Genomic DNA, 13,015 nt, shown 5'->3' with positions numbered 1-13,015 from the left:
CCGTGGCTATCGGCGTTGCAGGGTAGCCAGCGGGCACACCGCTCAAGTGCTAATTAATGCTGTCATCCGCTGGTAGCACGCTCATCAGCGGGGGCGCTGGGGTAATGTCGCGCTCGCCGGACGGCTCGTCGTCGAAGCCCACGGGCACCTTGCCACGCAGTTGCCAGGCAAAGGCGATGATTTCGGCGATGGTCAGGTACAGCGCCTCAGGGATCTGCTCGCCCAGTTCCAGGCGGGCCAGCAAGCGTACGAGCTCGGCGTTTTCATAGATGGGAACGTCGTGCTCGCGGGCCAGGGCCAGTATGGCGTCGGCTACGCTGTCGTCACCTTTGGCCGTCAGGCTCGGCGCCTGCTGGCCATCGTAGCTCAAGGCAATGGCCTGGCGGGGTTGTCGGTCGTTCATGCGTTTTCGTCCACCCAGCGTTGTTCCACTCGGGTACGGGGGCCTTGCGGTGGGATGCCCGCACGGCATTCCAGGTCGCCGACCTCCAGGCCGCGGGCAAGCAAGCGTTCGCGCAGGCTGCTTAGCTGGCTGTCGATCAGGCGCGCGGTCTGCTCGCGCTCGGCCCACAGTTGGCCCGACAGCTGCCCTTGATTCAACTGGGCCTGGACCTGCATGGGGCCCAGCGGGGGCAGGTCGAAAGCCAGGTCGATACGCCAAAGGGCTTGCAGCGAGTCGCGTGCTTCATGTTCACGATCGGCCTGCTGCCGTGGCGTTTCTTCGCGCTGCACTTTGACCTGCAAGGGGATGAACTCCTGGCCGTGGCGAATCGGCACTTCGGTTTGCCACGTGGTCTGCAGGTTGCCGTTTTCCAGTGTGCCGCTTTGTTGCAAGCTGCTCATGGCGTGACTCTGCAGGCGGGAAATGGCCGCTGCGGCCAGGCGCAGCAGCTGTTGCAGGTCGCCTTCGTCTTCCAGCGCCTTCAGCAACCGCGACGGCAGCGGGAATGCCCCGGGCTGTGGCTTGGGGCTCACCCGTTCGAGCATGCCCAGGGCGCCGCGTGCCACGGCGGGCATGGTCACGGCCAGGCTGTCCGGGGCCAGGCTTGGCGTACCGGGCGGCAGGCTCGGTGCCTGCGCCACCAGCTGCAGCAGGTGTGCCTTGAGGTCGGTGGCGACACTGGCAGGGAAGCCGCCCAGCAATTTTGCTTCAAGGAAGGCACCGCTGTTGCTCAGGGCTTGTGCCACGCCTTTGGCGTCCGCCAGTTGCCGTACGTCCGGCAGGCCGGCCAGCAGGCGTTCGGCACTGGCGCGCAGGTCGCCAGGGGCATCGGCACTGCGGGTGAGCTGCTGCAGCGCGTCGAGCAGGCCGGGCAGCGAGGCCTGGCGGTTCTGTTGGGTCATTAGCTGCTGAGCAATGCTCAGCTGCTCCTGCCTGCCACTCAGTGGCACGAAGCGCAGTGACTGATCGCTTTGCACCAGCGCGCTCAGCAGGCTGCCAACGACCAGCGGGCGGGGGCTGTCGATGCTCAGCGTGGCACCGGCCTGGGCGCTGTTGAGCAAACTGATCAATGCCCGATAGACCGGCGCCTGCCCAGGCGCCTGGGGCAATGCCTGGTTGGTCAGGACCTTGCCTTGCAAAAGCGTGCCGACAGATAGCTGGCGGGTATCCAGGCGGGTCAGGGTGGCGGCCTGGCTGGCAGCGGCCTGCTGCAATAAGATGGCCAGGCGATTGCCTTCGGTCTGGCTGACGGTAACCTGGCTACCTGGGGCCAGGGGTTGGCCGGCGCTCGCCTGCAGTTGGGTCTGTGCGCCGTTGGCCTGGACCAGCCGTAGGAGCAGCTGGAACTCCTGGCCGGTCTGACGCAACGCCAGCACGTGGGCTTGCGCGGTTTCACCGGGCGCCAGCAAACCGGGCTGGGGCTGGACCAGCCGCAGGGTCTCGCCGGTCATGGCCGCCTTGGTGGCTTGGTTGCCAAGCGCAGTTTGTGCGCCAAGACTATTGATTTCAGTCATGATTGTATACAACCTGTCGAACCCGGCCTCTTGGCAGCGCAGCGGCGCGTGCAATAATGCCGACCGCCCATGGTTGCCAGTATAACGGCAGCGCACCGGGCGACTTGAGACACGAGGCTTCAGGTTGGCTCGCCTGCCAACCCGGCAACACCGGCCTGAGGCCCTCTACACGATAAGGCGAAACCGTGACCTTCCACCTCCAAGCCGCAGGCCTGGCCTGCGAGCGCGACTGGCGCCTGCTGTTCGAGCAGCTCGATTTCGAGCTGGGTGCGGGCGACATGCTGCAGATCAGTGGCCCCAACGGCAGTGGCAAGACCAGCCTGCTGCGCCTGTTGGCCGGGCTGATGCAGCCGACCGCCGGGCAGATTCTGCTGGGTGGCAAGCCGTTGGCTGAGCAGCGTCATGCCATGGCCAGCCTCCTGCTGTGGATTGGCCATGCCGCCGGCATCAAGGACCTGCTGACCGCCGAGGAAAACCTCACCTGGCTGTGCGCCCTGCATCAACCGGCCAGCCGCGACGCTATCTGGGCAGCACTGGCGGCGGTAGGCCTGCGCGGTTTCGAAGATGTGCCTTGCCACACCCTGTCGGCCGGCCAGCAGCGCCGCGTGGCCCTGGCCCGCTTGCACCTGGCCGGCCCGCCGCTGTGGATTCTCGATGAGCCGTTCACCGCCCTCGACAAGCAGGGCGTGGCGCAACTGGAAGCACACCTGGTGGCGCACTGCGAGCAGGGCGGCACCGTCGTGCTGACGACCCACCACACGCTGACGCGCAAGCCAGCCGGCTACCGTGAACTGAACCTGGGGCAATGGGCGGCATGAGCGTATTCAACCTGTTACTGCGCCGTGAAGCGCGCCTGTTGTTCCGGCGCCCGGCCGAGTTGGCCAACCCACTGGTGTTCTTCGCCATCGTCGTGGCCCTGTTCCCGCTCGCGGTCGGCCCTGAGAGCCAATTGTTGCAAACCTTGTCGCCGGGCTTGGTGTGGGTGGCCGCGTTGCTGGCGGTGCTGCTGTCCCTGGACGGCCTGTTCCGAAGTGATTTCGAGGACGGCTCGCTGGAGCAGTGGGTGCTGTCGCCGCACCCGCTGGCGCTGCTGGTGCTGGCCAAGGTGCTGGCGCACTGGATCTTTTCCGGGCTGGCGCTGGTATTGTTGGCGCCGCTGCTGGCCTTGATGCTGGGCTTGCCCGGCCACTGTCTGCCGGTGCTGCTCGCTTCACTGCTGCTGGGTACGCCGGTACTGAGCTTGCTGGGTGCGGTAGGCGCGGCGCTGACCGTTGGCCTCAAGCGCGGCGGTTTGTTACTGGCGTTGCTGATTTTGCCGTTGTATATCCCTGTATTGATCCTGGGCAGTGGTGCGTTGCAAGCGGCGTTGCAGAATATGCCGGCAACCGGCCATTTGCTCTGGCTCGCCAGCCTCACCGCCCTGGCCGTGACCCTGGCACCCTTTGCGATAGCGGCCGGGCTGAAGATCAGCGTCGGCGAATAACGAGTCCCGGGCTCTCAAGCCCGGCAAATACCCTGGATGTACCCTGATGAAAATAAGCTGGACGTGGTTCCACAAGCTGGGCTCCCCGAAATGGTTCTATGCCATCAGCGGCCGCATGCTGCCATGGCTGGCCACTGCCGCCGTGCTTCTGCTGCTGGTCGGCATCACCTGGGGCCTGGCCTTCGCCCCCCAGGACTACCAGCAAGGCAACAGCTTCCGCATCATCTATATCCACGTGCCGGCGGCGATGCTGGCGCAGTCCTGCTATGTGCTGCTGGCCGTGGCCGGGGTGGTGGGGCTGGTGTGGAAGATGAAGCTGGCCGATGTCGCCCTGCAATGTGCGGCCCCGATCGGCGCGTGGATGACCGCGGTGGCGCTGGTCACCGGTGCCATCTGGGGCAAGCCGACCTGGGGCAGTTGGTGGGTATGGGATGCCCGACTTACGTCCATGCTTATCCTGCTGTTCCTGTACTTCGGCATTATTGCGCTGGGCCAGGCGATCAGTAATCGTGACAGCGCAGCCAAAGCCTGTGCGGTGCTGGCGATCGTCGGCGTGGTGAACATCCCGATCATCAAGTACTCGGTGCAGTGGTGGAACACCCTGCACCAGGGCGCCACCTTCACCCTCACCGAAAAACCGGCGATGCCGGCAGAAATGTGGCTGCCGCTGCTGTGCACGGCGCTGGGTTTCTACAGCTTCTTCGGCGCTGTGCTGCTGCTGCGCATGCGCCTGGAAGTGCTAAAGCGCGAGGCGCGCGCCAGTTGGGTCAAGGACGAAGTCTTGAACAGCCTTGGGCGGAGGGCCGCACCATGAGCTTTGCCACCTTCGACGAATTCCTTGCCATGGGCCACCACGGCCTTTACGTGTGGTCGGCCTATGGCATCTGCCTGGTGGTGCTGGCGCTGAATGTCGCCGCGCCGCTGCTCGCTCGTCGTCGCTACCTGCAAGAAGAGGCGCGCCGTTTGCGCCGGGAGAACAACCAGTGAATCCGCAGCGCAAGAAACGCCTGTTGCTCATCGCCGGCCTGTTGGTCGGCGTCGGGGTTGCCGTCGGCTTTGCCTTGAGCGCACTGCAGCAGAACATCAACCTGTTTTATACCCCCACTCAAATTGCCAATGGCGACGCGCCGCTGGACACCCGTATCCGCGCGGGCGGCATGGTCGAGAAAGGCTCGGTGCAACGCTCGTCCGACTCGCTGGACGTACGCTTCGTGGTCACCGACTTCAACAAATCGGTGCCGATCACCTACCGCGGCATCCTGCCCGACCTGTTCCGCGAAGGGCAGGGCATCGTCGCCCTGGGCAAGCTCAATGACCAGGGCGTGGTGGTAGCCGATGAAGTGCTGGCCAAGCATGACGAGAAATACATGCCGCCCGAGGTTACCAAGGCCCTCAAGGAAAGCGGCCAGGCAGCCGCTGGCGGGGGGAGCAAGCCATGAACGCCGCACTGGTGATACCTGAACTGGGCCAGCTGGCGATGATCCTGGCCATCTGCTTTGCAGCTGTGCAGGCCAGCGTGCCGCTGCTTGGCGCCTGGCGCGGCGACAGCCTGTGGATGAGCCTGGCACGGCCTGCGGCCTGGGGGCAGTTCGCGTTCCTGGTGTTCGCCTTCGCCTGCCTGACCCACGCCTTCATGACCGACAACTTTTCGGTGGCCTACGTGGCCAGCAACTCCAACAGCGCCTTGCCGTGGTACTACAAGTTCAGCGCCGTGTGGGGCGCCCACGAAGGCTCTTTGCTGCTGTGGGCGCTGATTCTCGGTGGCTGGACCTTTGCCGTGTCGGTGTTCTCGCGGCAGTTGCCGCAGGTGATGCTGGCCCGCGTGCTGGCAGTGATGGGCATGATCAGCGTAGGTTTTTTGAGCTTCCTGATCATCACCTCCAACCCGTTCCAGCGCATGCTGCCGCAGGTGCCGACCGACGGCCGCGACCTCAACCCGCTGCTGCAGGACTTCGGCCTGATCGTGCACCCGCCAATGCTGTACATGGGCTACGTGGGCTTCTCGGTGGCCTTTGCCTTCGCCATCGCCGCCTTGCTCGGTGGCCGCCTGGATGCCGCCTGGGCGCGCTGGTCGCGGCCATGGACCATCGTCGCCTGGGCGTTTCTGGGGGTGGGCATTACCCTGGGCTCATGGTGGGCCTACTATGAACTGGGCTGGGGTGGCTGGTGGTTCTGGGACCCGGTGGAAAACGCCTCGTTCATGCCCTGGCTGGTGGGCACTGCGCTGATCCATTCGCTGGCGGTGACCGAAAAGCGCGGGGTGTTCAAGAGCTGGACCGTGCTCCTGGCGATTGCCGCGTTCTCGCTGAGCCTGCTGGGCACCTTCCTGGTGCGTTCCGGTGTGCTGACCTCGGTGCACGCGTTTGCCGCAGACCCGTCGCGGGGCATTTTCATCCTGATCTTCCTGCTGTTCGTGGTCGGTGGTTCGCTGACCTTGTTCGCCCTGCGCGCGCCGGTGGTCAAAAGCCAGGTCGGCTTTGCCCTGTGGTCGCGGGAAACACTGCTGCTGGCCAATAACCTGGTGCTGGTGGTGGCGGCATCCATGATCCTGCTCGGTACCCTTTACCCCCTGGTGCTCGATGCCCTTACCGGGGCGAAGCTGTCGGTTGGCCCACCGTATTTCAATGCGTTGTTCCTGCCGTTGATGGCGCTGCTGATGGTGGTGTTGAGCATTGGCGTGGTGGTGCGCTGGAAGGACACCCCGGGCAAATGGCTGGTGAGCATGATGAGCCCGGTGCTGGTTGGCAGCGCCATCCTTGCACCGCTGGCCGGCCTGATCGTCGACGACTTCGACTGGCCGACGCTGACCGCCTTCGCCCTGGCTGCCTGGGTGGTGCTCGGCGGGCTGCGTGACATCCTCGACAAGACGCGCCACAAGGGGCTGGTCAAGGGCCTGCCGGGGCTGGGCCGCAGTTACTGGGGCATGCAGCTGGCGCACCTGGGCCTGGCGGTGTGCGCGCTGGGGGTGGTGTTGTCGAGCAACAACAGCGCCGAACGCGACCTGCGCATGGCGCCGGGCGAGAGCGTCGAGTTGGGTGGCTACCACTTCCTGTTCGAAGGTGCCAAGCACTTCGAAGGGCCCAACTTCATCTCCGACAAAGGCACGATCGTGGTCAGCCGCGATGGCCGGGCTGTGACCACCCTGCACCCGGAAAAACGCCTGTACACCGTGCAGCAGTCGATGATGACCGAAGCCGGCATCGATGCCGGCTTCACCCGCGACCTGTACGTGGCCCTCGGCGAGCCGCTGGAGAACGGCGCCTGGGCGGTGCGCGTGCATATCAAGCCTTATGTCCGCTGGATCTGGCTGGGCGGTCTGTTGACGGGCCTGGGCGGGTTGCTGGCGGCCCTCGACCGGCGCTACCGCGTCAAGGTCAAGACCCGGGTGCGTGAGGCCCTGGGCGTGTCTGGAGCAGCTGTATGAAGCGTTGGATCATGGTAGTCCCCCTGGCAGTGTTCCTGCTGGTGGCGGTGTTTCTCTACAAGGGCCTGTTCCTCAAGCCCGACGAGCTGCCTTCGGCAATGATCGGCAAAGCGTTCCCGGCGTTTTCCCTTGCCTCGACCCAGGGCGACCGTACCCTGACCGAGGCGGACCTGCACGGCCGCCCGGCACTGGTCAACGTGTGGGCCACCTGGTGCCCGTCGTGCAAGGTGGAGCACCCATACCTGAACCAGCTGGCGCAGCAGGGCGTGGTGATTCACGGGGTCAACTACAAGGACGACAACGCCGCTGCGCGCAAATGGCTGGCCGATTTCCACAACCCCTACCAGCTGGACATCCGTGACGAGCAGGGCAGCCTGGGCCTGGACCTGGGGGTGTACGGCGCGCCGGAAACATTCCTGATCGATGCCAAGGGCATCATCCGCTACAAGCATGTGGGCATCGTCGATGCCACGGTGTGGCGTGAGCAGCTGGCGCCGCTGTACCAGGGCCTGGTCGACGAGGCCAAACCATGAAGCGTTGGCTGGCAGCGGTGCTGCTGGGCATGAGCCTGGCCAGCGTGGCCAAGGCGGCCATCGATACCTACCAGTTCCGCGACGAGGCAGAGCGCCAGCGTTACCAGGCGTTGACCAAGGAACTGCGCTGCCCAAAATGCCAGAACCAGGACATTGCCGACTCCAACGCCCCCATCGCTGCAGACCTGCGCCGGGAGATCTTCCGCATGCTGGGCGAAGGCAAGAGCAACCAGCAGATCGTGGACTTCATGGTCGACCGCTATGGCGATTTCGTGCGCTACAAGCCGGCGCTCAGTGGCCGCACCTGGCTGCTGTGGTTCGGCCCAGGGCTGCTGCTGGCGGGCGGGTTCGTGGTGTTGGCGCTGATCGTGCGCCGGCGTCGTGGCAGTGCCACGCCAGGCACCGATGCATTGTCTGCTGAAGAACGCGAGCGTCTCGCCATACTGCTGGAAAAAGAACCGACCCATGATTGAATTCTGGCTTAGCGCGGGCCTGTTGTTGCTCGCTGCCCTCAGCTTCCTGCTGATTCCGATCCTGCGTGGCCGTCGTCGCCAGCAGGAAGAAGACCGTACCGCCCTGAATGTGGCCCTGTATCAGGAGCGGGTCGCCGAACTGGCTGCGCAGCAGGCTGCCGGGGTACTTGACGCAGCGCAGTTGGCCCAGGGCCGCGACGAAGCCGCCCGTGAGCTGCTGGCCGACACCGAGGGCGCTGACGCCCCGCGCCAAGGCCACCTGGGCAAGGCACTACCCCTGCTGGCCGCGGTGTTGGTGCCGGTGCTGGCGTTGGGGTTGTACCTGCATTTTGGCGCAGCCGACAAGGTGGCCCTGACCCAGGAGTTGGCCCAGGCGCCGAAGTCGATGGAGGAAATGACCACGCGCCTGGAGCGTGTGGTGCAAGCCCAGCCAGACTCGGCCGAAGCCGTGTATTTCCTCGGCCGTGCCTACATGGCCGAGCAGCGCCCGGCAGATGCTGCGCGTACCTTTGAACGTGCCGTGGCCCTGGCCGGGCGTCAGCCAGAGCTGCTGGGGCAGTGGGCGCAAGCCCTGTATTTTGCTGCTGACAAACAGTGGAGCCCACAGCTGCAGGCCCTCACCGACGAAGCCTTGAAGGGCGACCCCAACGAAGTTACCAGCCTGGGGCTGCGCGGTATTGCCGCTTTCGAAGGCGAGCGTTACCAGCAAGCCATCGATTACTGGCAGCGTTTGCTGGCGCAGTTGCCCGAGGGCGATGCATCGCGCGCGGCATTGCAAGGCGGCATCGACCGCGCTGCCGAGCGCCTGGGCAGCTCGCCGGCACCGGCGGGCGAAACCGCGCCGGTCGCGGCGCGCCTGAAGGTGCGGGTGGAGCTGGCGGCGGCGTTGCGGGACAAGGTCAAGCCGGACGACACCGTGTTCATCTTTGCCCGCGCCAGTAATGGCCCACCGATGCCGTTGGCGGCCAAGCGGGTGACAGTGGCGCAGTTGCCGATCGAGGTCGAGTTGTCTGATGCGGACGCGATGATGCCGCAGATGAAACTGTCCGACTTCGCCGAAGTCCAACTGATGGCACGTGTGTCGCGTGCTGGGCAGCCGACCCAAGGTGAGTGGATCGGCCAAGGTGCACCCCTGTCCAGCGCGACCCAGGCCACCCAACACCTGACCATCGACAGCCCCGATCCGTAAGAGAGCAATGCCATGCACAGCGCCGTCCGCCTGACCCTGATTACCCTGGCCCTGGGTTTGTCTGCGTGTACGACGCAGCAGCCCTACGAGCACCCGCCGATAGAGCGGGTGCCGCCCCAGGGACCGGTGGTCAAGCCATTGCCCGGCGGCCAGCCTTCTACCCAGCCGGGCAGACCGGCGGCCATTCCCAAGCCGATGCCGCGAACCTCGGCCAGCTTCGCGCCACCGCCGGGCGGTGCCAGCCACTGGGACCCGAAACTGGGCGTCTATGTGCTGGATAAACAACCCAACACGTTCTACCGGCAGCGGACCTACTACCGCTTCGACAATGGTTGGAGCTGGTCACTAGGCCCGAATGGCCCTTGGCAGGAAACCGACAGCAGCGGGGTGCCAGGTGGGTTGGGGCGTGCATTCGCGCAATAGCGAGCTTGCCAGGCCCTACCCACTGCCAGGGGTACCCGTACAGTACAGTTCGAACGGTAATTAGCCATTGACTGTACTGTAGCGTAAGTCCGCATAATGCCCCTTCGTGAACGGAGGTGGCATGCACAAGACAGTCTTGGTACTCGTGGAAACCGTCGATGATTACCTGCCCTTGCTGGAGCAGGCCGGTTACCGCCTTATTCGTGCCCCGTCACCCCAACAGCGGGCTGATGCCATCCAGCGCCACGCCAATCAAATCGACGCCGTGCTCACCCGCGGCCCATTGGGCCTGACCGCTGTCGAAATAGATGCATTGCCCAACCTGCAGATCATCTGCGTCATCGGTGCCGGCTATGAACAAGTCGACCTGGCCGCCGCCGCCGCACGCGGCATTACCGTCACCAACGGCGCCGGGGCCAATGCTGCTGCCGTTGCCGATCACACCCTGGCCCTGCTGCTGGCCCTGCTGCGCGACATCCCCCGCGGCGATGCCAGCACTCGCCGCGGCGAGTGGAACCGGGTGATCAGCCCCTCGGTAAGCGGTAAGCGCCTGGGCATTCTCGGCCTCGGCGCCGTAGGCCTGGCCATCGCCAAGCGCGCCCACCTCGGCTTCGACATGCCCGTCAGCTACCACAGCCGCACCCTGCGCCAGGGTGTGCCCTACACCTGGTATGACAGCCCACAACACCTGGCCGATGCCGTGGATATCCTGGTCGTGGCCACCCCCGGTGGTGCCAGTACCCGGCATCTGGTCGATGCCCGGGTGCTGGAGGCGCTGGGCGCCGAGGGCTATCTGGTGAATATCGCCCGGGCCAGCGTGGTCGACACCCAGGCGCTGGTTGCCGCACTGCAACGTGGCCAACTGGCCGGCGCCGCGCTGGATGTGTTCGACGACGAGCCGGCCGTGCCCGATGCCTTGAAAACCCTGGCCAACACCGTGCTAACGCCCCATGTAGCCGGCCAGTCACCCGAGGCGGCGCGCGACACGGTGACCCTGGTGCTGCGCAACCTGCAGGCGTTTTTTGCCGGTGAGCCGGTATTGACGCCTATACGCCCGTAACCCTATTCAGACATCTGCCTGGCAGCGCCCAGGCAACAAGGAGCGTGTGCATGCAACTCGAAATTTTCCAGGTCGATGCCTTTTCCGCTGAGCCGTTCGGCGGCAACCCGGCAGCTGTGATTCCCCTGCAAAGCTGGCTGCCGGACGATGTACTGCAACGCATTGCCGAAGAGAACAACCTGTCGGAAACCGCCTACATCGTGCGCAATGGCGAAACCTACGACCTGCGTTGGTTCACCCCGGCCGTGGAAGTCGACCTGTGCGGCCACGCCACCTTGGCCTCGGCCTACGTGCTGTTCGAACAACTGGGCGAGCAGGCGCAGGTGCTGCGTTTCAATACCCGCAGTGGCGAACTGCGCGTCAGCCGCGGTGCGGACGGCCTGTTGGCCATGGACTTCCCGGCCAAGCAGCCCTTCGCCGAAGACATGCCGCAGGGGCTGCTGCAAGCGCTGGGCCTGAGCCAGGCGCAGGCGCTGTACCGCAGTGACGACTATGTGGTGGTGATCGATGACGCATTGCTGCTCGATACCCTGAAGCCAGACTTCGTTGCACTGTCGGCCTTCGATGTGCGCGGCATTGCGGTGACTGCTGCAGGACGTGGTTTTGATTTCGTCACCCGCTGGTTCGGCCCCAACGTGGGTGTGAACGAAGACCCGGTGACGGGTTCGGCGCATACCTCGCTCGCGCCAGTGTGGGCCGAGCGGCTGGGCAAGCAGGTGCTGGCGTGCGAGCAGGGCGGGGCGCGCAAAGGGCAGTTGCTGTGTGAAGTGCCGGGTAATGGCCGGGTGATCATCAGCGGGCGGGCGGCGTTGTACCTGCGCGGAACTGTCTATATTTAACAGGCTGACACCGTCTGCCTGTAGAAGCGGCCTTGTGTCGCGATCGGGCCGCAACGCGGCCCCTCGATTTTCGCGTTGATGCGTCAATCCGGGGGCTGCTTTGCAGCCCGATCGCGACACAAGGCCGCTCCTACATGGCCCAACCCCTGTTCAAGGAGCCAGCCATGGCCCTGGAAAAACACGGCACCTGCCTGTGCGGCGCCACCCGGCTTACCGTCACCGTCGACAATACCCACATCAGCGCCTGCCATTGCAGCATGTGCCGCAAGTGGACCGGTGGCCCGCTGCTGGTGGTTGATTGCAGCAAGCCCCCGCTGATCGAGGGGCGTGCACCCAGCGTGTATGACTCGTCCGACTGGGCACAGCGTGCTTTTTGCGGCCAGTGCGGCACGCACTTGTACTACCGGCTCAAGGCCAACGACTTCCATGCCATACCGGTCGGCCTGCTCGATGGCGACCAGGACTGGGATTTCAACATGCAGATTTTCGTCGAAGAGAAACCCGCCTGGTACTGCTTCGCCAACCAGACCAGGGAACTGACCGGCGAGGAAGTCTTCGAGCAGAACAGCTGATTCAGGCCTGCGCCAGCAGCCACTCGGCAAACACTTGGGCGGCGGGCGAGGGCAGGGTCTGGCGGTCATGCACCAAGTAGTCGGCCTGGCCGGTGCGGACCTCGAAATCGCACACCTGGCGGATCAGGCCGCTGTTGATACGGTCACGGGCCATGGACTCCCAGCCAAGGCCCACGCCCATGCCTTGCATCACCGCGTCGAACACCAGGTTCACCTGGTTGAAGGTGGGTGCGTCGGCCGGTGCCTGGTAGCGCAGGCCAAAGTGGGCGAACCAGTCATGCCAGTCCAGGCAGTTCCAGGCCGAGGCATCGAGCTGGATCAGCGGCAGCGCCTGCAGCGCCGTCAGGCTGTCGACCTGGCGCAGGTCCCAGTTGTTGCTGGCAATCGGGTAGATCACTTCGTCGAACAGCTTGCTGGCCTGCAGCGAGCGCCAGCGGCCATGCCCGTAGAGAATACCGAAGTCGTAGTCGGCCACCAGGCTCTCGTTGATGTCATTGCTGGCGTGGATGTTCACGGTCAGCCCGGGGTGTTGTTCGTTGAAGCGCAGCAGGCGCGGGAACAGCCAGTATTGCGCCACGGCGTGGGTGCAGATGACGCTGACATGGCGGCTGCCGTGGCCGCTTTTAAGGCGCTGGACGTTGGCCAGCAGCTTGTCCAGCATCGGCTCGACAAAACCATGAAAGTGCTCGCCGGCAGTGGTCAGCGCAATGCCCCGGGCGCGGCGTTCGAACAGCTGCGTGCCGAGCTGGTCTTCGAGCAGGCGAATCTGCTTGGACACTGCGCTCTGGGTCAGGTACAGCTCGCCGGCGGCGCGGGTGAAGCTGCCCGTGCGGGCCACTGCCTCGAAGGCGATCAGGGTATCAAGCGGGGGCAGGTGGCGGCTGTAGCGGCTCATGGTCGATTCCGGGCAACGGGTTGGCTGCACCGGCCCTATCGCCGGCAAGCCAGCTCCCACAGGGACCGCACAATGCTCAGGCCTGCGCGATACCTGTGGGAGCCGGCTTGCCGGCGATAGGGCCAGTATTGCCAGCATCATAATCAGCGCTGAGCCATTCCTCCAGGG

Annotated in this window: 16 protein-coding genes; 13 read left to right on the top strand and 3 right to left on the bottom strand. The window is 65.0% G+C overall.

Annotation, left to right across the window (positions count from 1 at the left end; translation table 11 throughout):
• Positions 1-49 precede the first annotated feature (49 nt).
• Positions 50-403 carry an EscU/YscU/HrcU family type III secretion system export apparatus switch protein gene (locus ACF8SD_RS18880; RefSeq protein ID WP_392484960.1) on the bottom strand — a complete coding sequence of 118 codons (354 nt, stop codon included), beginning with the start codon at positions 401-403 and terminating at the stop codon, positions 50-52.
• Positions 400-1,956 (bottom strand): flagellar hook-length control protein FliK, encoded by a 1,557-nt coding sequence (locus ACF8SD_RS18875; RefSeq protein ID WP_173888084.1) that lies wholly within the window; start codon positions 1,954-1,956, stop codon positions 400-402. The genes ACF8SD_RS18880 and ACF8SD_RS18875 overlap by 4 nt, the downstream gene beginning before the upstream one ends.
• Positions 1,957-2,141: 185 nt before the next feature.
• Between ACF8SD_RS18875 and ccmA the strand changes: the two genes are divergently transcribed.
• The 13 genes from ccmA to ACF8SD_RS18810 all read left to right on the top strand — a co-directional run bounded on the left by ccmA (position 2,142) and on the right by ACF8SD_RS18810 (position 11,952).
• Positions 2,142-2,774 (top strand): cytochrome c biogenesis heme-transporting ATPase CcmA, encoded by a 633-nt coding sequence (gene ccmA / locus ACF8SD_RS18870; RefSeq protein WP_173888086.1) that lies wholly within the window; start codon positions 2,142-2,144, stop codon positions 2,772-2,774.
• Positions 2,771-3,439 (top strand): heme exporter protein CcmB, encoded by a 669-nt coding sequence (gene ccmB / locus ACF8SD_RS18865; RefSeq protein WP_173888088.1) that lies wholly within the window; start codon positions 2,771-2,773, stop codon positions 3,437-3,439. The genes ccmA and ccmB overlap by 4 nt, the downstream gene beginning before the upstream one ends.
• Positions 3,440-3,485: 46 nt before the next feature.
• Entirely contained in the window at positions 3,486-4,253 is a 768-nt protein-coding gene (locus ACF8SD_RS18860; protein WP_392484959.1) for a heme ABC transporter permease, read from the top strand.
• Positions 4,250-4,426, top strand: coding sequence for a heme exporter protein CcmD (gene ccmD, locus ACF8SD_RS18855; RefSeq protein ID WP_173888092.1), 177 nt, complete (start codon positions 4,250-4,252; stop codon positions 4,424-4,426). Before ACF8SD_RS18860 ends, ccmD begins: the two co-directional genes overlap by 4 nt.
• Positions 4,423-4,878, top strand: a complete 456-nt coding sequence (gene ccmE / locus ACF8SD_RS18850) for a cytochrome c maturation protein CcmE (RefSeq protein WP_173888093.1) — start codon at positions 4,423-4,425, stop codon at positions 4,876-4,878. Before ccmD ends, ccmE begins: the two co-directional genes overlap by 4 nt.
• Positions 4,879-4,889: 11 nt before the next feature.
• On the top strand, positions 4,890-6,863 hold the full coding sequence (locus tag ACF8SD_RS18845) for a heme lyase CcmF/NrfE family subunit (RefSeq protein ID WP_392484983.1): 1,974 nt from the start codon (positions 4,890-4,892) through the stop codon (positions 6,861-6,863).
• Positions 6,860-7,396, top strand: coding sequence for a DsbE family thiol:disulfide interchange protein (locus ACF8SD_RS18840; RefSeq protein WP_009681936.1), 537 nt, complete (start codon positions 6,860-6,862; stop codon positions 7,394-7,396). Before ACF8SD_RS18845 ends, ACF8SD_RS18840 begins: the two co-directional genes overlap by 4 nt.
• Positions 7,393-7,869 carry a cytochrome c-type biogenesis protein gene (locus tag ACF8SD_RS18835; protein ID WP_392484958.1) on the top strand — a complete coding sequence of 159 codons (477 nt, stop codon included), beginning with the start codon at positions 7,393-7,395 and terminating at the stop codon, positions 7,867-7,869. The genes ACF8SD_RS18840 and ACF8SD_RS18835 overlap by 4 nt, the downstream gene beginning before the upstream one ends.
• On the top strand, positions 7,862-9,058 hold the full coding sequence (gene ccmI, locus ACF8SD_RS18830; RefSeq protein WP_392484957.1) for a c-type cytochrome biogenesis protein CcmI: 1,197 nt from the start codon (positions 7,862-7,864) through the stop codon (positions 9,056-9,058). The genes ACF8SD_RS18835 and ccmI overlap by 8 nt, the downstream gene beginning before the upstream one ends.
• A 12-nt stretch (positions 9,059-9,070) precedes the next feature.
• A complete protein-coding gene (locus tag ACF8SD_RS18825) occupies positions 9,071-9,481 on the top strand; it encodes a hypothetical protein (RefSeq protein ID WP_392484956.1) in 411 nt (136 codons plus the stop codon).
• A gap of 121 nt (positions 9,482-9,602) precedes the next feature.
• Entirely contained in the window at positions 9,603-10,541 is a 939-nt protein-coding gene (locus ACF8SD_RS18820) for a 2-hydroxyacid dehydrogenase (protein ID WP_173888099.1), read from the top strand.
• A gap of 50 nt (positions 10,542-10,591) precedes the next feature.
• The gene (locus ACF8SD_RS18815) at positions 10,592-11,380 is read left to right on the top strand and encodes a PhzF family phenazine biosynthesis protein (protein WP_392484955.1); all 789 of its coding nucleotides are present in this window, start codon (positions 10,592-10,594) and stop codon (positions 11,378-11,380) included.
• A gap of 164 nt (positions 11,381-11,544) precedes the next feature.
• Positions 11,545-11,952 carry a GFA family protein gene (locus tag ACF8SD_RS18810; RefSeq protein WP_110677418.1) on the top strand — a complete coding sequence of 136 codons (408 nt, stop codon included), beginning with the start codon at positions 11,545-11,547 and terminating at the stop codon, positions 11,950-11,952.
• Position 11,953: 1 nt separating this feature from the next.
• Here the strand turns inward: ACF8SD_RS18810 and ACF8SD_RS18805 are convergent, their stop codons facing one another.
• On the bottom strand, positions 11,954-12,847 hold the full coding sequence (locus tag ACF8SD_RS18805) for a LysR substrate-binding domain-containing protein (RefSeq protein WP_392484954.1): 894 nt from the start codon (positions 12,845-12,847) through the stop codon (positions 11,954-11,956).
• Positions 12,848-13,015: the final 168 nt, after the last annotated feature.

The sequence above is a fragment of the Pseudomonas sp. CJQ_9 genome (assembly GCF_043106615.1).
Lineage (GTDB): Bacteria > Pseudomonadota > Gammaproteobacteria > Pseudomonadales > Pseudomonadaceae > Aquipseudomonas > Aquipseudomonas juntendi.
This window is presented reverse-complemented; position numbering and strand designations above follow the sequence as displayed.

Bases quoted from the DNA above. Each gene is read 5' to 3' on its own strand.
- ACF8SD_RS18840 (WP_009681936.1), top strand. From the start codon at position 6,860: ATGAAGCGTTGGATCATGGTAGTCCCCCTGGCAGTGTTCCTGCTGGTG.
- ACF8SD_RS18880 (WP_392484960.1), bottom strand. From the start codon at position 403: ATGAACGACCGACAACCCCGCCAGGCCATTGCCTTGAGCTACGATGGC.
- ACF8SD_RS18835 (WP_392484958.1), top strand. From the start codon at position 7,393: ATGAAGCGTTGGCTGGCAGCGGTGCTGCTGGGCATGAGCCTGGCCAGC.
- ccmI (WP_392484957.1), top strand. From the start codon at position 7,862: ATGATTGAATTCTGGCTTAGCGCGGGCCTGTTGTTGCTCGCTGCCCTC.
- ACF8SD_RS18815 (WP_392484955.1), top strand. From the start codon at position 10,592: ATGCAACTCGAAATTTTCCAGGTCGATGCCTTTTCCGCTGAGCCGTTC.
- ACF8SD_RS18860 (WP_392484959.1), top strand. From the start codon at position 3,486: ATGAAAATAAGCTGGACGTGGTTCCACAAGCTGGGCTCCCCGAAATGG.
- ACF8SD_RS18825 (WP_392484956.1), top strand. From the start codon at position 9,071: ATGCACAGCGCCGTCCGCCTGACCCTGATTACCCTGGCCCTGGGTTTG.
- ccmB (WP_173888088.1), top strand. From the start codon at position 2,771: ATGAGCGTATTCAACCTGTTACTGCGCCGTGAAGCGCGCCTGTTGTTC.
- ccmD (WP_173888092.1), top strand. From the start codon at position 4,250: ATGAGCTTTGCCACCTTCGACGAATTCCTTGCCATGGGCCACCACGGC.
- ACF8SD_RS18810 (WP_110677418.1), top strand. From the start codon at position 11,545: ATGGCCCTGGAAAAACACGGCACCTGCCTGTGCGGCGCCACCCGGCTT.
- ACF8SD_RS18805 (WP_392484954.1), bottom strand. From the start codon at position 12,847: ATGAGCCGCTACAGCCGCCACCTGCCCCCGCTTGATACCCTGATCGCC.
- ACF8SD_RS18820 (WP_173888099.1), top strand. From the start codon at position 9,603: ATGCACAAGACAGTCTTGGTACTCGTGGAAACCGTCGATGATTACCTG.
- ACF8SD_RS18875 (WP_173888084.1), bottom strand. From the start codon at position 1,956: ATGACTGAAATCAATAGTCTTGGCGCACAAACTGCGCTTGGCAACCAA.